The following is a 22,392-nucleotide window of genomic DNA, read 5'->3' on the forward strand; positions in this document are numbered from 1 at the left end:
GAGCAGCAATTGCGTTTGATCTTAGAGAATATCGTCAAGCAGTTTGAGGATAAACAGGTGCTTCAAGGAGCAGGCTTTACCTTTGAGAAGGGGAAGATCTATGGGCTGCTAGGCCGTAACGGAGCAGGCAAGACGACGCTGTTCGACTGCTTGAGTGGAGAGAAGGATATGGATGGCGGGCAGGTGCTGCTGGAGGAGAATGGCCGCACACGGAAAATAAGCGAGCAGGATGTTGGGTATGTGTATTCACTTCCGATTCTGCCAGAGTTCCTGACGGGCTTCGAATTCGTGAAGTTTTTTATGGATATCAATCGGGATAAGGTGCGGATGGAGCAGACGATTGACGAGTATTTTGACATGATGAGCATGACAGCAGAGGATCGCCACCGATTGATTAAAGGCTACTCGCATGGGATGAAGAATAAACTGCAGATGCTGCTATTTCTCATCACGAAGCCGCCGGTCATTCTGCTCGATGAACCGCTCACCTCCTTCGATGTTATTGTTGCTCTGGAGATGAAGAACATGCTGAAAGAAATGAAGAGGGATCATATTCTCATTTTCTCCACACATATTTTGCAATTAGCTTCCGATCTATGTGATGAGTTAGTTGTATTGAACAAAGGTAAGCTGTCAGCCGTACCATCAGAGCTGCTGCATAGCACGGAGTTCGAGCAATCCGTCATTAACCTGCTGAAGGATGAGACGCATGCTGAGAACCATTAGTACACTGCTGGCTCTTCGTACATCGATCACAGCGAATCTGCTCATCTATTACATTCAGAAGCTGCCTATTATCGGAAAGCTAGTAAAGAACAGTCTCTATGCTAATTTGGATCTTAAAAAGGGCGTCGCTATTATTGCGCTGCTGCTCACTCAGCTATGGGGATTTCTACTGCGATTTGTTTATGTCGGATTACTTATTTTCATTCCCGTAATGGGATTGGGAGAGGATGCGGCAGAGGAGTATCGGCTATCGCAGTTTATACATATGTTCACCATGATCAGCTTTGTGGTCGCGGCCGTCAGCGGTGCGACTGTACTTGAACCGAAGCGGGAGAAATACTTGGCTGTCAAGATGATGAGGTTGTCTCCTAAGAGATATATGCAGGCATCGCTCGGCTATCGATATGTTACTTTTGGGGTCTATTTGCTCCCTGCTATGCTTGTTTTCGGGACTCTGCTTGGAGCCTCCGTCTTAGAAATGTTTCTATTAACGTTATTAATTACGCTGTGGCGAATTATTGCAGAGTATGGACATCTTAAGCTTTTTGAGAAAACCGGCATGGTACTCATCAAACAAACTGCAATCGTATGGAGCGTTATAATCATTGGATATGCTGCTGCGTATTTGCCGCTTCTGCTTGGCAAGGTTCTGTCCACGAATTCGATTCTTATGAGTCTGCCTGTCTGCATCGTTATAATAGCAGGAGGTTTATTCGCAGCGATACAGCTTGCCCGATATTCCAAATATAGAGAAACTGTCGATGTCGCCAGTAAACGGGATGATCCTCTGCTGAATCTAGGCCAAATGATGAATGATGCGCAGAAGAAGAGCGTGAGGTCGAAGGATAGCGATAATGACTTAAGCCTGAATCATAAGCATAAGATGGAAAGGAAAGAAGGACATGCCTATCTGAACGCCATTTTCTTCATCAGACATAGAAGTCTGATCATTGGTCCTATGAATAAGCGGTTAATGATCATCGGTGCTGTTGGAGTGGCTGGTGTCATTCTAATGCTTCTTTCTCATGGGCAGCTGTTTGGGATGCAATGGAGTTTGGGTATGATCTTCCCGTTCTTGCCGCTAATTATGTATTTCATGTCGACAGGTGAGAATCTATGCAAAGCGATGTTCTACAACTGCGATCTTAGTCTGATGAGGTATAGCTTCTATCGCAGCGCAGCCTATCAACACTTTCTGATTCGACTTAGGCGAATGCTGAGCTTGAACCTGCTAGTTGCCGCGGCTCTTGGAGTGTCATTGACAGCTGTTACAGCTGCAGCGGGAGGAGAGTGGCTGAGCAGAGAGCTGCTTTTATTTTGGATATGTGTGATTGCAATGGCCATCTTCTATACCGTACATCATTTGTTTATGTATTATATTCTTCAACCGTATTCGACCGAACTTAATATGAAAAATCCACTATATTTTGTCCTAAGCATGGCCGTGTCTTCTATGAGTGGAGTTAGTATTGTGCTGAGGCCGCAAGCCGATTCATTCACGGTTATTACGGTTGCTGCAGCTCTAGTCTATGTGTTAGTTTCTATTGTTCTAGTAAAGAAGTACGGGTCGAGAACGTTCCGGGTGAAATAACGGTTGAAGTTGAAATTCCATGAATGATTCATAGCTTGTCATACTATATTAGCTATGGAAACTATTATGAGATGAACTACAAAGCATGAAGGAAAGAGGGATCACGATGTGGGAACGTAAAGAATTGAAACAAAGAGCGAAGGAGGTACTGCGAACATCGTATTGGAAGGCGTTTTTGGTGAGCATCATACTGGTGTTTGTTAGTGGAGGGGGCAGTCCTCCAAGCTTTAATTTTGGATCATTTGGTTCTTCAGGTGCTCAAGGCTCCTCCGGATTAGAGGTGGATTGGGAGGCTATCGCACCTTTCATTCCTGTCTTTATCATTATTTTCATTATTGTCTTTTTGTTAGCCATTGCCTTTCGAGTTTTTCTCTTGTCTCCTCTTGAGGCCGGTACGATGCGTTACTTCAAGCAAGCTGCGGAACATGAGGTGAATCTAAACCATATTGGCTATGCGTTTAGCAAGCACAGATATTGGGATATCGTGAAGGCGATGGTATGGAGAATTTTTCTGAACTTCTTATGGTTTCTGCTCCTTTTTATTCCTGGAATTGTGAAGTCGTACGCATACAGCATGGTGCCGTTTATACTGGCGGATAACCCTAACATTGGCTATAGGCGCGCGGTCGATTTAAGCAAGCAAATGACACGGGGGCATAAATTCCGCATATTTGTGCTTGATCTAAGCTTTCTCGGCTGGATTCTGCTAGGGATGTTGGTATTTTTCGTCGGCGTTCTATTTGTATTGCCATATGTGAATGCGACGAAGGCGGAGCTTTACCTGAAGCTGCGTCAACTGGCGCTGAAGGAAGGTCTGACAACCGAAGATGAGCTGCGGCTGAATCAGACACCTATTGCTTAACAAGTTATTTTGTCACTGCTAATACATTAGCCTGTTCTATCCTTCGTTTAATGGAAACGGCAGCCTGTCTTCTGACAGGCTGCCGTTGCGTTTTATTCGGTTATTTCTGTGTAGCTTGGGGCGAGTCGAAGATGGAATGCCCTACGTCTCTAACGGCGTCCCATATCTGCTCGGGGAAGTATTCAGCGCAACGACGGAGCGTCCACGCATGCGCCCTTGCATGATTTGAGAAATCGCGGCGGGAAGATCGGACAGTGAAATCTCATGCACGATAGAGTCCAGCAGAGCTTCATCCGGCTTCCATTCGGTGGCGATCCGGTTCCAAACCGCGCGTCTAACGTCCATCGGGCATAAGACCGAATCGATTCCGAGCAGGTTAACGCCACGCAGAATAAATGGGTAAACCGAGGTAGCCAGTTCCGCTCCTCCAGTGAAGCCGCTAAGCGCGACGGTGCCGCCGTATCGGACTGATTTCAAGACGTGAGTCAGGGACGTTCCACCTACCGGATCGACGGCTCCGGCCCAACGCTCTCGGTAAAGGGACTTGGATTCCGGCACCTCCAGCTCCGAGGGTGAAATCGTTTCCCGTGCGCCGATATTCATTAAATATTCGCTTTCGGAGCTCTTGCGGGTGCTAGCCGTCACCTCGTAGCCTGATTTCGCCAGCATTGACACTGCCCAGCTTCCAACGCCTCCGGTGGCACCGCTCACCAAGACGGGACCTTGACCCGGCTTCAGTCCGTTCTCCTCCATACGGTGCACCGATAACGCGGCCGTGAATCCGGCTGTTCCGATAGCCATTGCGGCCTTCGCATTCAGACCGAACGGCATAGGCACGACCCATGCCGCAGGGACACGCGCGAACTCACTAAACCCTCCGGGATGTGACGCCCCAAGTCCGTATCCGGTAATGAGCACTTCATCTCCTTCATTTATCGACGGGTCAGACGAAGCGATCACGGTGCCGGCCAGATCAATACCGGGAATGTGTGGATACTGACTGACGATTCCGGTTCCCGGTATCGTACTTAGTCCATCTTTGTAATTAACGCCGGAATAAGCTACCCGGATTGTTACCTCTCCTTTTGGTAGATCGTCCATGGCATATTCCACAATATCCGTCCTCAAGCTCGATCCTTGCCAGTCCACTGTCAGTGCTCGATAAGTTCCCATTCTAGTTGTCTCCTCTCAAGTCGTTATACCTGTAATCCTATCCTTGCCTTATCCATTTGTCTAATTTATAATTCTTATTTAATTCATGATATTTTGTTATCTAAGAGGTGGACGATCCCGTGGAATGGCAACAGATAGAATACTTCATCGAGGTAGCGAAGTTACAGCATATGACGAATGCGGCCAAAGAACTGTCTGTCACACAGCCTGCATTAAGTCGTTCCATCGCTACGCTGGAGAAAGAAATCGGCGTGGAGTTGTTCGAACGCCGAGGACGCAACCTAGTATTAAATCGCTATGGAGAGATTTTCTTGGAGCGATCACAGACCGCTTTGAGAGAGATTGAGAAGGCCAAACAAGAAATCGCGGACCAAATCAATCCATGGTCAGGAATCCTCTCTCTTTGTTTCCCCCATATCCTTGGTGCTGAGCTCTTTCCCACTATGCTTGGTGCGTTCCGTGAGCGATATGCGGATATTCGCTTCGAACTGAATCAATGCACCACAGATGAGTTGGTCTTACAAATTTCCAACAATAGCTGCGATTTTGGAATAACGACTTGGGAATCGGTTAACGAAAATTTCCATTGGCATTTAATCGGAAAATCGGAACTGTATCTGGCCATGCCTCTTCATCACGCTTGGGCGAACAGGAAGAGTATTCGCTTAGAAGAGCTCCACAGGGAGCCTTATGTAGGGTTAAAGCCTTCTTGCGCGTTAAGCTATACGGTTGAGGAACTACTGACCCGTTCTGGAGTCGAACCGAACACCGTTTATCGTGCGGATGAGTTAGATATGGTTGCCGGATTAGTATCCGCAGGTTTCGGAATCTCATTGTTGCCGAAGACGTTGGGCATCCGCCATTATCCGATGGCTTGGGTTAAAGTGAGCGATCCTGTAAGCGAGCTTACGGTCGGACTTGTGTGGAAGAAAGATAGAAAACTGACTCCGGCATCCGAGGTTTTCCTAGCTTTTGTTCAAGAGAGGTACCCCAGAGCTTCGGAGTAAATCAGGTCAGGTTTAGGGACCAAAAACGAAAATCCGCGGCTTTCCACTTTCCTCAGTTACCGCTAGGCTTATCTGCCGATTTCATACTGTGAGAGTTCCGTTAATAATTACTTCGTAATTCAGTAACACTTTGATGACATTACTATGTGAAAATCCTGTTATACGGTTTAATAGGCGTTTCATACTAGGAGGGAACATCAGGTGTTACGAAAGAAATTAGTTATGTCTGCGCTTAGTTTTTCGATTATCTTTAGCTCGTTTAATCTGCCTCAATCTTCCGCTTCTATTGCACACGGCGAGCCCGCTACTATGGTTGAAGCGGAGGCGCAGGCAGAACAAGGCAAGTGGGTGACAGGTGAGTACCACACTCACACCCATCAATCCGATGATGCGCAGGGGACGCTTACGAGTGTGCTTGACGCCGCTTTTGAGAACAATGGTCTCGACTGGCTGGCTACGTCTGATCATCTGAGGTTGTCTAGCCGCGATAACGATGGCAACGTACTTGCCAGCCCGATCCCGATGTCCAAAGCAATAGCGCTATATCAAGCGCCTAAAATAAAGGAGTTACAAGAGGCTGGAAAATATGCCGGCAAAACGATTTCTACCGGCTTTGAATGGGATATGCCAACTTACGACCATGCTAGCGTCGGCATTATGACGGACGAGCCTGGATCGGATGAGGCGCTCAAGGCCATCAATCAATTTGAATATTTGTTTACGAATCGTGACGCAAGCCTGTTCGATTCAGCGGATGTAACGAAGTGGAACGCTGCCGACAGCAGAGCTTACACAACGTCTAACGACGCGCGTAAGGCTTTCCAATGGCTTGCAGATCATTACCCTAACAGCTATGCACTTATTAATCATCCTTCCAGAAAAAATGGGACAAGTGCGGAGATCAAGGTACAAGACATTCGTGATATTAACAATATAGCACCCAATATCGCATTCGCTTTCGAGGGTATGCCGGGCAACCAGATGGCTCCCGACCGCGGCGAGACCGTAGATTCCTACGGTGGCGCAGACATCCGAATTGCGAAGCTTGGCGGCATGTGGGATGCGTTGCTCGGAGAAGGACGCAGGTTCTGGAGCTTCGCAAACTCCGATTTTCACTTCAACATCAGCGCGGATCGCAAATACTCAAGCGGATACAGGCCTGGTGAATATTCCAAGAACTACACCTGGCTGGAAGGTGAGGGCATGAATGCGATCGTAGACGGCATGCGCTCCGGCAAGTCCTATTCCGTAAACGGTGATATTATTAATGCACTGGATTTCCGTTTGTCAGGCAATGGAGACACGAAGGAGATGGGCGAAGAGCTGCAGGTGTCGCCTGGGGATGATCTGCTGGTCACCATTCGCTTCAAAAGCCCGCAAAAAAACAACAACGGCGACCCGGTGAAGGTCGACCATATTGACCTGATTGCCGGTGAGGTGACAGGCAAAGCACAGGCGGGAACACCTGCCTACAGCAAGGCGACGAACGATACGACGAAGGTGCTCAAACGATTCACAAGCAGCGACTGGACAGTGGATGCTGAAGGGTATTATGCAATGACGTATGAGCTGCCGTCAGTTGATGTGAATCAATATTTCAGATTGCGCGGAACGAATCTAGGCACCGATGTGGCTGGTGAGACAAGCAGCGGTGAGCCTTTGCTAGATCCTAAGACGACGACGGCGGACAATGAAACACGTTTTGCCGAAATCAATAAACGCAATTATTCGGACATGTGGTTCTATTCCAACCCGATATTTTTAGATGTGCCTTATACCAATAGCCAAGCTGTAGAGGAAGCGCTGGTTCATATTGAGCTTCCTTTGGAGACTAGCTCGGATGTAATGCTGCCGCTTCAAGGCAAACAAGGCGCAGTGATAAGCTGGGAAACCTCGGACGCTTCGATTGCCGCTATTATGTCCGGCAAAGCGAAGATTACACGCCCAGCTCTTGGCGAGCCTGATCGTAAAGTTACCCTGACAGCAACAGCAACCAAGGGGGGAGAAAGCGACTCCCGCGCATTCGAGCTGACGATTAAGTCCACCATTATTGATGATATGATGCTGTGGTATACGTTCGACGCTGCGGATGCGAGCTTGCTATCCGTACCAGACAAGTCTGGTAACGGACATGCCGGCACACTTATTGGTGGAGCGGAGCTCACGAGCGAGCATGGCGGCTTAGTAAAGCTGGATGGAACGAATGATGCGGTACGACTGCCGGATGGTATTCTGAAGGGCATCACAGATGCAACGATTACGATGAATATCAACGTAGACCCGGCTTTGGTTCGTCCGGCTTGGATGTTCTCCTTCGCTTCGTCTCAGGCGGCGGTGGCCGGCACGAAATATTTGGGCCTCATGGAGGATGGAAGCGGTCGATTCCGTGCATCGATTACATCGAACTGGTATTCGGATGAGCAGACGGTTTCCAAAGGCTCAGCCCTTAGCAGGGGAGTATGGAAGAAGGTAGCTTATTCGATCTCAGGCAACACAGCGACTTTGTATGAGGACGGTGTGCAAATTGCGCAGAACACTGGACTTACACTGACGCCCCAAAGCATGGAGCAAACGGTAGCCAACTACATTGGCAGACCAGCGTATACAGGTGATAAGTATTTCAATGGCAAGGTATCTGATTTCCGAATCTATGCAAGAGCACTGGCAGCGGAAGAAGTTGCAGCCGTAGCTGCTGAGGATGATGCCGGTACGGTTGCCGACGACAAGTCTGCGCTTAGCCTTGGAGATACGAGCGCGGTAATTGCGAATTTGACATTGCCCGCGAGTGGTACGAATGGCAGTACAATTAGCTGGCAGTCGAACAATACCTCCGTTGTGGGAGTGGATGGAACGGTTGTCCGTCCGACTGACGCCAAAACAACGGTCACTTTGACGGCTACTATTAAAAAAGGAACGAAATGGGATAGTAAAAGCTTTACAATCGTCGTGCTCGCAACCGGAGATGCAGGGGATGTAGATCTGGATAAGCAGGATTTGAGTATAGGCGGCAAGAACGTCTCCTCAAATCTAATTTTGCCAACGCTCGGCGCTAACGGCTCTACGATCAGTTGGCAATCGAGCAATCTATCCGTTATTAAAGCGGATGGCACGGTAAATCGACCTGCGCAAGCGACTAACGAGAAGGTATCGCTTACGGCTACCCTTACTAAGGGCGGCGCCACAGCTACCAAAGTGTTTGAGCTTATCGTGCTGTCGCAGACACCAGTGATCGCGCATTGGAAATTCAGTCAGGACAATGTCGTTAAAGGCACTTTAGCAAGCGGCGACTTGCAGCTAGGAGATTTATCAGGCCTCGGCAATGATCTCGCTCTCGTTACTACAGGAAACAGCAGCTCTTCTGAAGCTACCGATATGCTGAAATGGGCCGAGGACGGCAATAGTCTCGTATTTAATAATTACAAGAATGCACCGGTAGGCAAATACTTCAAGACCGTCGCAGATGCGATGGTTAACAAAGAAAAGTTTATGAACGGCTATACGATTGAGATTTTGTTCAAAATGCCAGAAGAATTCACTCCAGCGAAGCATCAATGGAGCGGTATATTGACTAGACAGGGCACGGGTAAGGAAATCGGCAAAACAGTAGGCGAGCCTGAGGTGCTTACTTCATTATCAGTCTCGAACCTGCAAGAGCTTCAGTGGGGAAGCTACCCAACGAATATGAACAACATTTCTACGGCATGGTCATTTACGCTCGGTAGTGCCAAGCACTGGTATCATACGGCTGTTGTGAACGATGGGCATCACACCAAAATATACATTGACGGAGTGACGGATTTCCGTAATCCTGCGGAAGAAGCAATTGGCATTGAAGCGGTTAACGGCAAGGGCTGGAATGTCGGAGCATCTGAATATAATGGTGCTTTGGACGGCCTGTTCGCGGGAACGATTCAAGAAATTAAAATAACGGCCAATGCGCTTCCACAAGACAAATGGGTAACGCAGGAGTTCGACATTGATGGCATCATCGAAGGTACGAATGAGGATTTGCCGTTACTAAGCAATGATGATACGTATTCCATTGCGTTTATACCGGATACGCAGAATGAGGTCAGGTATCAGCCTGAAATTTTCCATGAGCAAATGCAGTGGCTGGCTGATCAATACGGGCCAAACCGTATTGCGATGATCGCTTCGCTTGGGGACATTGTCGATCAATCATGGGTGGGCCAGCAGTGGATTGAAGCGGATAAAGGCTTCGACAAGCTGGATAGCGCAGGCGCTCCTTATATCATCACGCGGGGCAATCATGATGTCGGCGGATCAGGCTCTTACACTTATCTGAACTATTTCGGAGACAGCCGCTTTGCTGGCAAGTCTTACTATCATGGCGGTTCTCCAACCGGCTACAGCTCTTACGCGATTTTCGAGGCAGGCAGCTACAAATATATGGTGCTGTCCATTGACCGTGAGCTGTTTAAGTCGGATTTGAAATGGGCGCAAAATGTGCTCAAGGAAAATAGCACACTGCCGACCATTATTATTTCACACGAGAGTCTAATCATTGCACCGAATGGCAAACTCGCCTATAGCGGCAATGGTCAGTCCTTATACGACGACCTTGTGAAGAACAATAAGCAAGTATTTATGACAATCGGCGGACATAATCACGGCACCGACCACAGAATTGTCAAAAATGGAGCAGGACAAGACGTAATCGAGATGCTTGTCGATTACCAGTCTTATTACCATGGCGGAAATGGCTGGCTGCGTTTTATGGAAATGGATGAGGCGCAGGATAAAGTAACGTTCCGTACGTACTCGCCATGGGTAGAAACACTGGCAGAGAACGAGCGCACCTTCTTCGACCTGAAACATTTGCTTGGCAAGACAGAAAACTTTACGCTTGATTTTGATTTTGACGAGCGCTTCAGCTTTTATAACAAGGTTGGGGCCGTAACAGGTATCGCTACGGATGGCTCAGATCCACTGGCAGGGGCATTAGTAAGCCTATCTATAAACGGCAAGCTATACTCTGCACTAACGGCTTTTGACGGCAGCTTCCGAATGAACGATGTTCCGGCTGGTACTGGCTACGTACTGACGGTAAGCAAAGCGGGCTACAGCAGCAAATACGTGGATGTGAGCATTGTCTCTAATCGCACAACCAATGCAGGTGGGGCAGATCTCACACCACTGTCCTCTAATTTCTATAACGTACAGTTTGATGCAAACGGTGGGGAGACGGAAGCGAACCCGTTATGGATTAAGGTTATCGAGGGCGGCAACGTTGCTTCCTTGCCTGCTGCTCCTGCCAAAGCGGATTACGTATTCAAAGGCTGGAATACGCAGCCAGATGGAAGCGGACAGACGTTTACGGCAACAACAGAAGTGAATGGCGCACTGACGGTCTATGCGCAGTGGACGAATTTGCTTCTACGCTACGACTTTGATTTGAACGCAGCGCATGGTACGATCGTGTCTGACAAATCGGGCAACGGCTACGACGGAACGCTAATAGGCGGTGCGGAGCTGACCACAGAACGCGGTGGTTCCTTGAAGCTGGATGGGATTGACGATGCGGTTCGTCTTCCGGACGGCATTCTGGATGGGCTTGTATCGACGACGATTTCGATGAATATATACGCAGACCAGTCGCTTGCCCGCCCAGCATGGTTGTTCTCCTTTGCGACAGCAGGGTCTGCAGTGGCAGGCACCAAGTATATGGGACTACTGGAGGATAATAGCGGTAAGCTCAGAGCTTCGATTACGCCGAACTGGTATGTAGCAGAGCAGACGGTCAGCAAGGCAACTGAGCTGGAAAAAGGCAAATGGAAGTCGATAGCTTACACGATTTCTGGCAATACGGCGACATTGTACGAGGATGGCGTACAGGTTGCACAGAACACGAATTTGACGTTAACACCGCAAGACATTGAGCGGACCATAGCCAATTATATCGGTAGACCGACTTACTCGGGCGACAAATATTTCAAGGGCCAAATCGCTGATTTCCGTATTTACTCGCAGGCTTTAGCGCCTGAAGAGATTGCAGACCTGTCCGCAGAGCAGTCGGCAGCTTACGGGTCAGTAAGCGGAATGGTGATAGATGCGTCCGGACCGGTATCGGGAGCTGCGGTTAGCCTAACCGTCGGAGACAGGAGCTATGAAACACAGACAGCTGCTGATGGAAGCTTCATTATGGGTAAGCTTCCAGAGGGGACTGGCTACACGTTGACCGCGAGCAAGGCTGGATACATCAGCGGCAGTGCGGACAATGTGAGCGTAACAGCAGATCAGATTACGAGCGGCATTGCGATTACGCTGGAAAAGCTCATTACAACCTACACGGTCACGTTTGACAAAAACGGAGGAAGCACTGAAGCAGATCCGTTCTCAGTGACAGTGGTCTCTGGTGAAACAGTGGTCAATCTGCCAGCAGAGCCAGCGCGTACGAATTACACGTTCGCAGGCTGGAATACAAAGGCAGACGGAAGCGGCGCGATATTTACAGTGTTGACCCCAGTAACATCGGATATGACGGTCTATGCGGAGTGGAAGCAGGATGAGCCTGAGGAACCAGAAGTGAAGACCGGAACAATCGCGGGTACGGTAACTGACGGGGTCATTCCCGTAGCAGGTGCGAAGGTTAGTCTGACCGTCAGCGGCAGCGTCTACTCGGCGGAAACGAACGAAGCTGGTATGTACAGCATTGTCGAGGTGCCGGAAGGTACGGGCTATACGTTGACTGCAAGTAAAGCTGGATACGGTAGCGGCAGCGCAGACAATGTGAGCGTAACGGCAGGTGAGGTTACGAGTGGAATTGCGATTACGCTCAATAAAGTCATTACAATCTACACGGTCACTTTTGACAAAAACGGTGGAAGCATTGAAGCAGATCCGTCCTCAGTGACGGTGGTCTCGGGTGAAACGGTCGTCAATCTGCCAGCGGAGCCAGCGCGTACGGGTTATACGTTCGCAGGCTGGAATACGAAGGTAGACGGAAGCGGCGCGGTCTTCACAGCGTTGACTACGGTGACAGCGGATATGACGGTCTATGCAATGTGGAGGATAAACAACGAACCGGGTGGAAATCCGTCTAATCCATCTAACGGTACGACGCCAGCCAATCCGTATATCCCGAACGAGCGTATTACTACGGAGCCAGCACGGGTCTTGGTTAATATGACAATGGGCTCGACGCTTGTATCCAACAAACAGATGTCCGACCTCGTCGCTAGCAACAAAGAACGGGATATCGTACTGAGCGGCCAAGGCTATACTTTTACTTTTGCAAAAGGTGCAATGGCATCGCTCCAGGGAAGTGGGGACTTTGACTTCGGACTCCGCTTTAACGGCGGAGATACCTATAGTGATATGGTAAAGCTTGCAGGAAATCAAGCAGCGCTTGCCATTAATTATAACTTTAGCGGGACGCTTCCGGGAGAAGTTACAATTAAACTGATGGTTGGTTCTGAATTTGCTGGCCGCACCTTGTATTATTACTTCTATAATGAAACGAAAAAACAGCTGGAGCTGGTTCAAAATACAGTTGTTGATGCACAAGGCTTCGCAACGGTGAAGCAATCTCATTTCTCGGACTATATATTTACGATTGCGCCACTGGGGCAAGTGAGCACAAGTAAAGGCAGCAAAATCAAAGTATCAACGGATGTGAAAGGCCACTCTATCCATACCATTGTTCCGTACTATACAGTGGAAGGAAAGACAGTTCTTGTTCCATTCAGTACGAAGCTTGGCGATACGATGCACCTCATTGGTGATTTAGCGGCTGCGTATCTATTCAAGGATAATGCAAAAAACTTCTCCGATATCGGAACGCATTGGGCTCTTGAATCGATCGAATTCGTAACGGCTCGTGAATTGTTCAGCGGCACTGCAGCAGAAGTCTTCAGCCCTAATCAGGCGATGACCAGAGGCATGCTAGTTACAGTCCTAGGCAAACTATGGGGAGTCGATTCGGGCAATGCGCCGGCTTCACGCTTCACAGATGTAAGTGTGGATGCCTATTATGCACCTTATGTCGAGTGGGCCGCACAGAACGGTATCGTGTCGGGCGTAGGCAATGGCAAATTTGCACCGAATGAAATCGTGACTCGCGAGCAATTAGCGGTCATGATTGCGAAGTTCCTGAACTTCGGGCAGCTGACTATAAGCGACGAAGGCGCCGGAAGCACGGACAGTGCAGGATTTGCAGATGAGAGCAGCATTAGCGTATGGGCAAAAGCGAGTGTTGCTGAATTGCTGAACGCTAATCTCATTACGGGCAGAACGAGCGGTCAATTCGACCCGAAAGGTCAGGCAAGCAGGGCGGAAATCGCTGTTATTCTCAAACGCTTGATTGAACGTGTTGTGCAATAATGTAGAGTAGCTTAGTGCATTAAAGATTAAGGAACTTAATGAATAGTTACAGGTAGCGGTCTCTTCGCAATGGCGGAGGGGCCGTTTTTATTGGGGGTAACGTAAGGGAAGCTATGTCTCTATGCTGAAAAAACGGCTAAGAGAATAACGTTTTTGATGAAAAGTTAAAAATGTGAGGTTAATCAATTTGAAGACAACAAGTTCAAACTATAGAGGCAATTCAATAATTGAAGAAAGGAGTCGTTAATTGATTGGGGAGTAAAGAAGAGGTAGACGGCAGTATTGAAGCTGAGTATGCCATATATCAAATAAAAAGAGTGCTAACATCTTCTGGGGGAATCAAGCGACCCATTTCAGAAGAGAGAAGCACTCATTGTTCTATGTGTATTATATGTGTTAAGGGTATCATGTATTCCTCATTAATGTCAACTTGTCAGCGTATTTGAATAAGGGCTGCTATTAAACAAAATGTAGTTACGTTAAGAATAGCGAAACAACTCTTGAAATTATGGTATGACAATTATTAAGTATAGTAGTATTCTGAGTTTAATATACAAATTATTGGATTAAATCAACTGAGAGGGGATAATGGGAAATTGAACAAAAATTTCACCACAAAAAAATACTTTATTGATGGATTTAAAGATTACATAAAAAATCAGCATAAATCACTATCTAAAATCTATATTCCGAGTATAAGAGAATTACTGATTGATTATATTGAAATTCACAATGAAATTACTTCAAATTTTGAGCTCGAAAAATTAGAAAAGTCTAGAAAAGAGCTACTTGAATCAATGAAGTACTTTATTAAAAATTCTATATTTAATAAAGATAGCCTTTATAAAAAAGAGTTGACACTCCTAATTAATCAGATCGACAAATTAAGCGAAAATGATAATCAGAATAAAATGAGTTATGCAAGTATACATAAGATTTGCAACTCATTTATTAAAAAATTTAATACCAGAAATATATATACTGATATTGTGAATTTGGTGAAAATGAATGATAAATTAATTGAGTCTGAATTAGCAATACATTCTCTTATCAATGAGCTAGTTTTTGATGGCTATTCGTTAAGATATTTAGATTCTTGGGCGAAGGAGAAACTAGGAGTCGAAGTTAAGGAGGATACTATAGATAGTATCCTAGATAGATTCTGTGATTTAAAGAGAAGAAAAGATACATTTGTGTTTTACATTAATATATTCGAAAGTGATTATTTTAATCATGATTCGACGTATATAGACTTTAATATTTTATTAGTAAAACAAAATTATGATGAATTAGATCTTGGGTTTTGGAAAGATGGTAAAGAAAGAAAACGATATCTACAAGAAGCTTCGGGATATCAACTTTGCAAAATTGAAATCACTGCATTGGATTATTATAAAGGAATCGAGTATATATTAAGCTCAATTAGTTCGTATTTCCAAATGATTGCTTATGTGACTACAGAGAAACAGAATCCACAGAGTCTGCTTCTCGATAAAATTGTTTGTAAACTTCCGAATGATACATACAAAAATCTAAGAATCACAGATGGAACATCTGCAGATAATAAGATTCTGTTTTATAAAATCGAAAATAGGGAACGACAAGATGTTGAAGACTTTATTCTATATAGGGGGCAGGTTTTTTCAGATAATTTAAAAACCCAAGAAGTATTTAATATACAAAGAGCATTGAATATTGTGAAGGATCAGCATCATCACTCACAGGAAAATAAGATTATTAACTTATGGGCAGTCTTGGAGTATGTTTTGACTTTCAAAGAGTCAGGTGGAAGTATTATCTCAAAAATTAAGGATATAATTCCTAAAATAACATGTTTGTATATAATGAAAGATAAGATTAATATATTTTGGAGTAGAATATTTGAGTATAGTGATAAGGATATATCTATAATTAATGAATTTTTAAAATGTAAAAAAGAAGGGGAGCAGTATCAATATGACCTTAAACTCCTTCTAAGCTTTATTCATGAGAAAGGTCCAAAGTTAGCAGACGATTTAAAGTTTGATAATAATTTGTATAGAGCTTTTTTGGAAATTGGGCAGTTTATTTCTAATCCGAAGGCATTATTTGATTACTTGGAAAATAAAAAACAAGAAATTAAACATGATTTAGTTAGGAGTTATAGAGCACGGAATGTTCTTATTCATTCTGGAAAAGAAACACAGGCAAATCTAGACTTTAAAGCTCTTCGCTTATATTCCTATAATAATAATCTTCTCGGATTGATAATTTATTACTTATACAGAAACCCTCAGTTTAAAATAACGGAAATATTAAACTCCATTGATTACACTTATGAAAATTATATCGAAGGTTTGAAAGAAGGAACAATTGTTCCGGAAGAAATATGTAAACCTAAGTATCTTTTTATCGGCTAGATATTTAGATAAATGAAAGGCATCTTATTATGAGGTGTGAATTAGAAATATCACCATAAGAAGCGCGCCTAGGACAACGTGTACTAATGAGGTTCAGGACAAACAAGCCTAGATTTCAAATAATTGAGGCTTGTTTGTATGCTTTGGAGAGGATTTACGCTTTCATCCTGCTCGACGAAATAATAGAGGACTCCAGCCTCAGTGAAGCTGCTGAATATAGAAGCCCAATCAATCGTGCCTTGGCCGACCTCCGTGAAATCTCCGTTAGGATCCATATCTTTCACATGAATAAGCGGGGATAAGCCTTTATAAGCGAGTAAGGTAGATTGCGGGTCGAGTCCCGCTTTCTTCACCCAATACATATCGAGCTCAAGCTTCATAACGTCGGTGCCGACACCAGTTAACAAGCGGTCAATCGTTCTTTTTCCATCTCGCAGTTCAAATTCTTCTGCGTGAGGATGGTACAGAAGCTGCATGCCACGACGCTGAATGGCCAAGCCAAGCTTGCGCAGTAAACCGATAGACGCTTTCAACGATTTGGCATCGGCATAACTCTCCTTGAACAAGAAGGTAACGATGTAATGGGCTCCGATGGTTTGGGCATAATCAAGCTGGCTCTGCAGGTTCTCCAGCGTCAACGGGTAGACGGAAGTAGATACGATTCTTAATCCGAGACGACCAAGCTCTGCCTTCAATCGCTCAGCTGGAATATCCGCATATCCCCAGCTATAGGGCTCCACTAGCTTGTAGCCGATCGCTGCGACCTTCTCCAGCGTTCCGAAATAATCCTTCTCCAGCTCGTTACGGAGTGTGAAAAGCTGCAATCCTGGTGGAATGGAAGTCAGCTCTCTTAGTTTATCGCCGCATCTTATGAATTTCATTGGCTCCTCCTCGCAGCTCTCATGATTGCAATCGTTTGGCTATCTCATCCGCCAGCCCGCTTGTCGATATGACGCTGTTATCCGCCACGTAAAGTCCAACAATGCCATGGACTTGGCCCGAAGGGTTCGTCACGGATGTTGACGGGTCTACACCCATTCTTCTAAATGTATATGCGGCGAGTGGGAGCAGCGAGTCAGGAAATTTGTACGAATAGGTTAAGCAGCACTACTCGAAGGCCAAGAGATTCATATAGCTTTCCTCATGGTTATTCATCTTCCGATACACGGAACGAATCCAAATAGCTGTGAATTTCTGCTTCTGGTGTCTGGAGCAGCGTCCCGAGCATCGTCTGAATGGCGCGAAGGGATTCCACTTTCTCGTCGATCTCGGTCATTTTGCTGCGAACGTATTCCTTTAACGTTTGAGGGTCCATAGTATGGCCGAGCAGATGCAGCACTTCTTTAATTTCCTTGAGCGAGTAGCCGAGCGACTTGGTGTCCTGGATGAATTTAATTTTGACCAAATAATCGTCCGCGTACAGCCGATAGCCACCAGGGCTTCGACGGGGAGCTGGCAGTATGCCGCTTTCCTCGTAATAACGAATCGTTGCCATGCTGAGACCAGTTCGCTTGGCAAGCTCGCCGCGTGTCATTCCTTCCATGACTGGTTGCCCTCCTTGTGCTGCCCGCTTGTTTATTTTACTGCTGCTTTTTTGTATAGGTATCGTCGAAAATAACCTCTGGATAGCGAGGGGATGGCCCAGCTAGAAGCGGCTGCTGCGGTTCATTCTTCAAATACTGATTGAAAAAGGCGGTGACGTAAGAGCGTGTAATATCAACTGTGTGCTCCGGGTCCACGCCTTTGGCGAACAGCTTGGGTGAGAGCAGTGCGATGTCGGTAAAGCTCTGATGGATGAAAGGCTCCACAGTCATATAATAAGTGTCGTTAGTGCTTTTCGTCATAACCGAATTCAGATCGTCAGCGAATTCCTCGAAAAAGACGTATACCTTCTTTTTGTTCGCCGGATCAAGGCTCTTGGCAGTATCTCCTGTCATCATATACATGAACGGCTGCGTCAAGCCGTTAAGGGCTACATCTCCCCAGAAGCCGCCTTCTAGGCTTACCCCTGCTTTGAAGCGACTATCCTGTGCCAGCGTCTCTGCGGTCGTTGCCCCGCCATAAGAATGGCCGAAAATACCGACACGGCTCAGATCCAGCCTGCCGTCAAATCGTTGTTCAGGGTCTTTCTCATTCCATACAGTCAAGCTGTCTAGCACGAAGCTGGCATCGGCTGCTCGGATGGCGACTTCTTTAATATTATGGTTATAAAGCTCTGCCGGCGTCTGGAATTCGGGTTCTGCTTCGTATAGAACCGAGCGGCCATCAGGAAATTCAATCTTCGCGGATGTATAAGGATGATCGATGCCTACGACGATGTAGCCCTGACTGACCAGCTCCTCAATAGCCGTCATACTCTGGAAGCGGGTCGAGCGAATGCCTGGAGAGAAGAGGACAATTGGATAGCTTGCTTCGGCAGCGGATAACGCAGCTCCTTCTACCACATGAGTTGGAATCTGTGTAACGTAGCTGAAAATGTGCTTAGGTATGCCGAACACGAGGCTGATCGCTTCCCCGATTTCCAAAGGGTAGTGCTCCATGGATGTTTGCTTGGTCTGATCCTTATCTACCGGATACCACACGTTGATCATCAGCTCGCGCTTTTCATTTGGTTTCTCGCTGTGCGTTTCGTCGCGGGATTCATCTGTCAGATGCCGCGCGATAGTGCCGATTCCATAGCTGCCGCTAGGCTCCGGCATCGTGAAAACAGGCAGCAGCATGCTGAGAAAAACGGAGGAGCTATTGAGAGCCAGCACGACGAGGGCGAGCAAGCTTTTTCTCCATACAGCCATAGGACGTGATGAATTGCGGGCACTGAGGTTTCCGCTAGGATTAAGCAGCCTTAGGAATAAACCGATAAGCAGGAATAGCGCCGCTGCGTAGGCTGGAACCATTTGCAGGCGGAAAGAATCAATGATGCCATGCAGTGCTATAACGAGAGCCAATGCACCGAACAAAGCGATATCCAGCTGTTGCTTTCTTCTCGCCAATAGCATGCCACCGGCAACTGCCATAATCATTAAAACGACGATCAAATCCCATACATTCATTATACTGTACCTCCAATAGTAGTTCCTTGTCCTCCATCTAGAAAGACTGGAGCTGGATGATACATGAAGTATAAGGCTTGAAGTTTACTTCAAGGTCAAGGGTTATTTGTTAGGCATTGCAGCCATTGTAGACAGAGCATAACGCAGGCTTCCATTTATTAAATAAGGCCAGATCTCCTTGTTGGATAATTCTGGCCTTTGTGATGTCAATTGCTCTTCCATATCAGATAGCTCGTTTAAGTGAAACAATATAAACGAACCATTAGTCATTATTCTTCAGTTGGTACGGTACGAATATCACCGATAGTTCCTGCTGTAATCGCGAGGTGTTGGAACCTCACCTGACACCCTTCGCTGATCGGCGCTTGTGCAGCAACGCCTACTTTAATCTCCTCGGGGAAGTCCATGCCAAAGTATCGAACCAGCTTCCATTGCTGCCCGTCGAGCGAGTAATGAAAGGCAAAACAATTGCCCGATCGTGCAGCACGCAAATAAGGCTGCTGCACTTCTAATGGGCTGGAAACGCAGTCGTCCGAGGTATTTCTGGTTACTACGCTTAGAATAGAGGGATGATTGTCAAAAAACTCGAAGCATACTTTTGCCCAATTACGGTCATCCGCCATAAGCATCAGGCAGCCGGAGTCATATAGCTGCTTCATCTCAACGTTGACTCTAGTCACGATGCTGAAGTCTCCCTTGATTAAGGTATATAAGTAGGGAGCAGAATCCTTATAGGTGGCCCCGGATGGATCAATAAAAAAGTCGGCGATTGCAGGTGCGGAGATGGATAAGCTATGATCGGCGTTAAAACCCCAATGACTAGGCTCGTTCAACCATTGCAAATCGGAAGATAAGGCTCGCTCAGAACAGTCTTCAAATACATTCATGGTATACACTCCTCGGTTGTGGTTGTCATTCGACAAATAATCAATTCAGTTCTAATATACTACAAGTTTTCTAGTTTTTGCATATCTACTTTAATGTTAATTTTCTGCTCTGCCAAACTAAAACCCGCAAAATAGCCGCTTTTCAGCGTGCCTATCTTGCGGGTTTGGAGGTTGGATTCAAACACAGCCGGATGACGTAGATTTAACGCCGGCTTAAAAACGGAAGATTGCAATAAATAAAGTGAACACCAGAAAAACGATATTCACTCCTATCTCCCGATATTCCTTACGAGTAATATGGAATATGGCACCGAAAATTACAATTGCGGAGAGTCCAGTTGCGGCAATTGGCGTCCATACAGTGGCGATATTTGTCGCTTGAGGCAGGACGAGTCCAACTGCTCCGAGCAATTCTACAAACCCGATAAAGAGGACGAACCCTTTTGAAACGTCTGATACCCATCCCCAAGACTCTTTTGCTTTCTTATACTGAAACGTCTTCAACCACCCCGAGTAGACAAAACCGATTGCTGCTAGTCCTTGAATGATCCATAATGCGATATTCATTAATGTTTCCGACCTCCTGACTATTTGTGCGCCATCCAATAATGGTATAGTAGACCCTAGTCATTAATTCAACAAGTAGGCACTTTATCTAAACAGAGTAACTAAAAAGTGACTTAGCAAAGCAAAATGAAGTAAGGGGGAGTTCTAATGAAGGAGTATTGTAAATTTGAATCTGCGCTGGATATTCTAGTGGGGAAATGGAAGCCTGTCATTCTGCTTCAGCTTATTTCAAATGGCATAATGAGATTCAGCGAACTTCAAAGGGCGATTCCGGATATAAACAAAAAGATGCTGACCCAGCAGTTAAGAGAACTTGAATATAACGATATCGTACATCGCGAGGTGTACAATCAAGTCCCTCCGAAAGTGGAATATTCGATATCGGATTATGGGAAAGGCTTAAGCGCTGTGTTACAGCCATTGAACGATTGGGGAGCAGCCCATATGGAGCACATGGATACGCTATACGGTGTAGACCGCTTAGGCAAGGAATAACATTCTAGAGGTGGTGTGGGACACACCTCTAGTAAATGGGTTAGCTGCATGAATAGGTATGACCGCCATATTTGAACGATGCCATGTATGTAAGCGAGCCCGCCAAGGGCTCGCTTTTTTCGATGAAATATCCCCATTCGTAGTTCCTGTACGTGTGTATGAATGTAAAGATTATAAGCTTTAATCCATTCCAGGCTGCCCTGAAAGACAGTATCTTTAGGATTAACAATTTGTATGTCGTTAGGGGGATAAAAGGTGAACCATTTTTTCAATCGAGATATTGTGCTCGAGAATGCTCATGTCAAGCTAGTTCCGTTTAGTGAGTCTTATGAAGACGAGCTTCGGAACATTATTTTCGATCACGAAATTACAAAATATACGGGCAATCATTTTGTTGATCAGGATGATCTCAAACGTTATATGAGTAGCACGATTGCGAGCCGAATGGACAATTCGTCTTATCCATTCATCGTCATTGATAAGGCTTCAGGCCAAGTGGCGGGGTCTTCACGATTCGGGAACATTGTATTCCATAGTAAAAGACTTGAAATTGGCTGGACATGGTATGGAGCAGCGTTCAGAGGAACGATTGTTAATCAAGCAACAAAGTTTGAATTGTTAACCTATGCTTTTGAACAAATGGAATTTAATCGTGTGCAGTTCAGTGTGGATGCTGAGAATATGAGATCGCAGAAGGCTGTTCTTAAGCTCGGGGCTACGCAGGAGGGCGTCTTCAGATGCAACTATATGGATGCAAATGGACAATGTCGTGATGATGTGTATTTCAGTATTCTCAAGTCGGAATGGCCGAAGCTGAAAAGAACGGTATTTCATACAGTTATAGTCTAATGTCATTGACTAAATTGGTTTATAGTTATAAACTAACTGCATAGGTTTATAACTGTAAACCAGTAAGGAGTGTTGGGGTGAGTAACTTGAAGCTATGTGAAAGCGATTATCGCTTTATGCTTGTCGTGTGGGAGAGCGAGCCTGTGGCGTCGGGAAAGCTGGTAGCTCTATGTGCAGAGAAGCTTGGCTGGAAGAAGCCCACCACATATACTGTGCTTCGGAAAATGTGTGAAAAAGGAATACTTAAAAACGACGATACGATTGTTAGCTCTATTATCCCCAAGGAGCAGATACAAGCTTATGAGAGTGAACATTTTATTGAGCGAACCTTTGCAGGCTCTTTGCCTCAATTTCTTGTTTCTTTTTTCGGCAATAAAGCACTCTCCAGTAAGGAAGCGGATGAGCTAAAGCGGCTGATTGATGAACATAAGGAGGGGTGAGTT

16 protein-coding genes are annotated in these 22,392 nt (G+C 46.0%); 9 read left to right on the top strand and 7 right to left on the bottom strand.

Annotated features, from left to right (window positions below; genetic code table 11):
• The first annotated feature begins 9 nt into the window (after positions 1-9).
• From FGT79_RS19460 to FGT79_RS19470, 3 genes are all read left to right on the top strand, one after another.
• Complete coding sequence (locus FGT79_RS19460) at positions 10-726, top strand: ABC transporter ATP-binding protein (RefSeq protein ID WP_138754500.1); 717 nt, start codon at positions 10-12, stop codon at positions 724-726.
• Positions 710-2,317 carry a hypothetical protein gene (locus tag FGT79_RS19465; protein WP_138754501.1) on the top strand — a complete coding sequence of 536 codons (1,608 nt, stop codon included), beginning with the start codon at positions 710-712 and terminating at the stop codon, positions 2,315-2,317. The genes FGT79_RS19460 and FGT79_RS19465 overlap by 17 nt, the downstream gene beginning before the upstream one ends.
• Before the next feature lie 106 nt (positions 2,318-2,423).
• Entirely contained in the window at positions 2,424-3,179 is a 756-nt protein-coding gene (locus FGT79_RS19470; RefSeq protein WP_138754502.1) for a DUF975 family protein, read from the top strand.
• A gap of 141 nt (positions 3,180-3,320) precedes the next feature.
• Here the strand turns inward: FGT79_RS19470 and FGT79_RS19475 are convergent, their stop codons facing one another.
• On the bottom strand, positions 3,321-4,352 hold the full coding sequence (locus FGT79_RS19475) for an acrylyl-CoA reductase family protein (RefSeq protein WP_138754503.1): 1,032 nt from the start codon (positions 4,350-4,352) through the stop codon (positions 3,321-3,323).
• A gap of 119 nt (positions 4,353-4,471) precedes the next feature.
• Between FGT79_RS19475 and FGT79_RS19480 the strand changes: the two genes are divergently transcribed.
• From FGT79_RS19480 to FGT79_RS19490, 3 genes are all read left to right on the top strand, one after another.
• Complete coding sequence (locus FGT79_RS19480) at positions 4,472-5,359, top strand: LysR family transcriptional regulator (RefSeq protein ID WP_138754504.1); 888 nt, start codon at positions 4,472-4,474, stop codon at positions 5,357-5,359.
• 201 nt (positions 5,360-5,560) lie between these two features.
• Positions 5,561-13,702 carry an immunoglobulin-like domain-containing protein gene (locus tag FGT79_RS19485; protein ID WP_138754505.1) on the top strand — a complete coding sequence of 2,714 codons (8,142 nt, stop codon included), beginning with the start codon at positions 5,561-5,563 and terminating at the stop codon, positions 13,700-13,702.
• A 596-nt stretch (positions 13,703-14,298) separates the two neighbouring features.
• Positions 14,299-16,101 carry a hypothetical protein gene (locus tag FGT79_RS19490; RefSeq protein WP_138754506.1) on the top strand — a complete coding sequence of 601 codons (1,803 nt, stop codon included), beginning with the start codon at positions 14,299-14,301 and terminating at the stop codon, positions 16,099-16,101.
• 83 nt (positions 16,102-16,184) lie between these two features.
• Here FGT79_RS19490 and FGT79_RS19495 read toward each other — a convergent pair whose 3' ends face one another.
• From FGT79_RS19495 to FGT79_RS19520, 6 genes are all read right to left on the bottom strand, one after another.
• Positions 16,185-16,982, bottom strand: coding sequence for a sugar phosphate isomerase/epimerase family protein (locus tag FGT79_RS19495; RefSeq protein ID WP_138754507.1), 798 nt, complete (start codon positions 16,980-16,982; stop codon positions 16,185-16,187).
• Positions 16,983-17,001: 19 nt separating this feature from the next.
• Entirely contained in the window at positions 17,002-17,139 is a 138-nt protein-coding gene (locus FGT79_RS19500) for a GMC oxidoreductase (RefSeq protein ID WP_138754508.1), read from the bottom strand.
• A gap of 109 nt (positions 17,140-17,248) precedes the next feature.
• Complete coding sequence (locus FGT79_RS19505) at positions 17,249-17,644, bottom strand: MerR family transcriptional regulator (protein WP_138754509.1); 396 nt, start codon at positions 17,642-17,644, stop codon at positions 17,249-17,251.
• Positions 17,645-17,681: 37 nt separating this feature from the next.
• Positions 17,682-19,151: an alpha/beta hydrolase family protein gene (locus tag FGT79_RS19510; RefSeq protein ID WP_138754510.1), complete on the bottom strand. Its 1,470-nt coding sequence runs from the start codon at positions 19,149-19,151 to the stop codon at positions 17,682-17,684.
• A 269-nt stretch (positions 19,152-19,420) separates the two neighbouring features.
• On the bottom strand, positions 19,421-20,038 hold the full coding sequence (locus tag FGT79_RS19515) for a DUF1349 domain-containing protein (RefSeq protein WP_138754511.1): 618 nt from the start codon (positions 20,036-20,038) through the stop codon (positions 19,421-19,423).
• Between the two features lie 213 nt (positions 20,039-20,251).
• Positions 20,252-20,605: a DoxX family protein gene (locus FGT79_RS19520; protein WP_138754512.1), complete on the bottom strand. Its 354-nt coding sequence runs from the start codon at positions 20,603-20,605 to the stop codon at positions 20,252-20,254.
• Between the two features lie 147 nt (positions 20,606-20,752).
• On the opposite strand from FGT79_RS19520, the gene FGT79_RS19525 reads away from it, so the two are divergent.
• From FGT79_RS19525 to FGT79_RS19535, 3 genes are all read left to right on the top strand, one after another.
• A complete protein-coding gene (locus FGT79_RS19525; protein WP_138754513.1) occupies positions 20,753-21,100 on the top strand; it encodes a winged helix-turn-helix transcriptional regulator in 348 nt (115 codons plus the stop codon).
• A gap of 255 nt (positions 21,101-21,355) precedes the next feature.
• A complete protein-coding gene (locus FGT79_RS19530; protein ID WP_138754514.1) occupies positions 21,356-21,949 on the top strand; it encodes a GNAT family N-acetyltransferase in 594 nt (197 codons plus the stop codon).
• A 77-nt stretch (positions 21,950-22,026) separates the two neighbouring features.
• Entirely contained in the window at positions 22,027-22,389 is a 363-nt protein-coding gene (locus tag FGT79_RS19535; protein ID WP_138754515.1) for a BlaI/MecI/CopY family transcriptional regulator, read from the top strand.
• The last annotated feature ends 3 nt before the right edge of the window (positions 22,390-22,392 follow it).

The sequence above is a fragment of the Paenibacillus sinopodophylli genome (genome assembly GCF_005930355.1).
In the GTDB taxonomy this organism is placed as follows: Bacteria; Bacillota; Bacilli; order Paenibacillales; family Paenibacillaceae; genus Pristimantibacillus; species Pristimantibacillus sinopodophylli.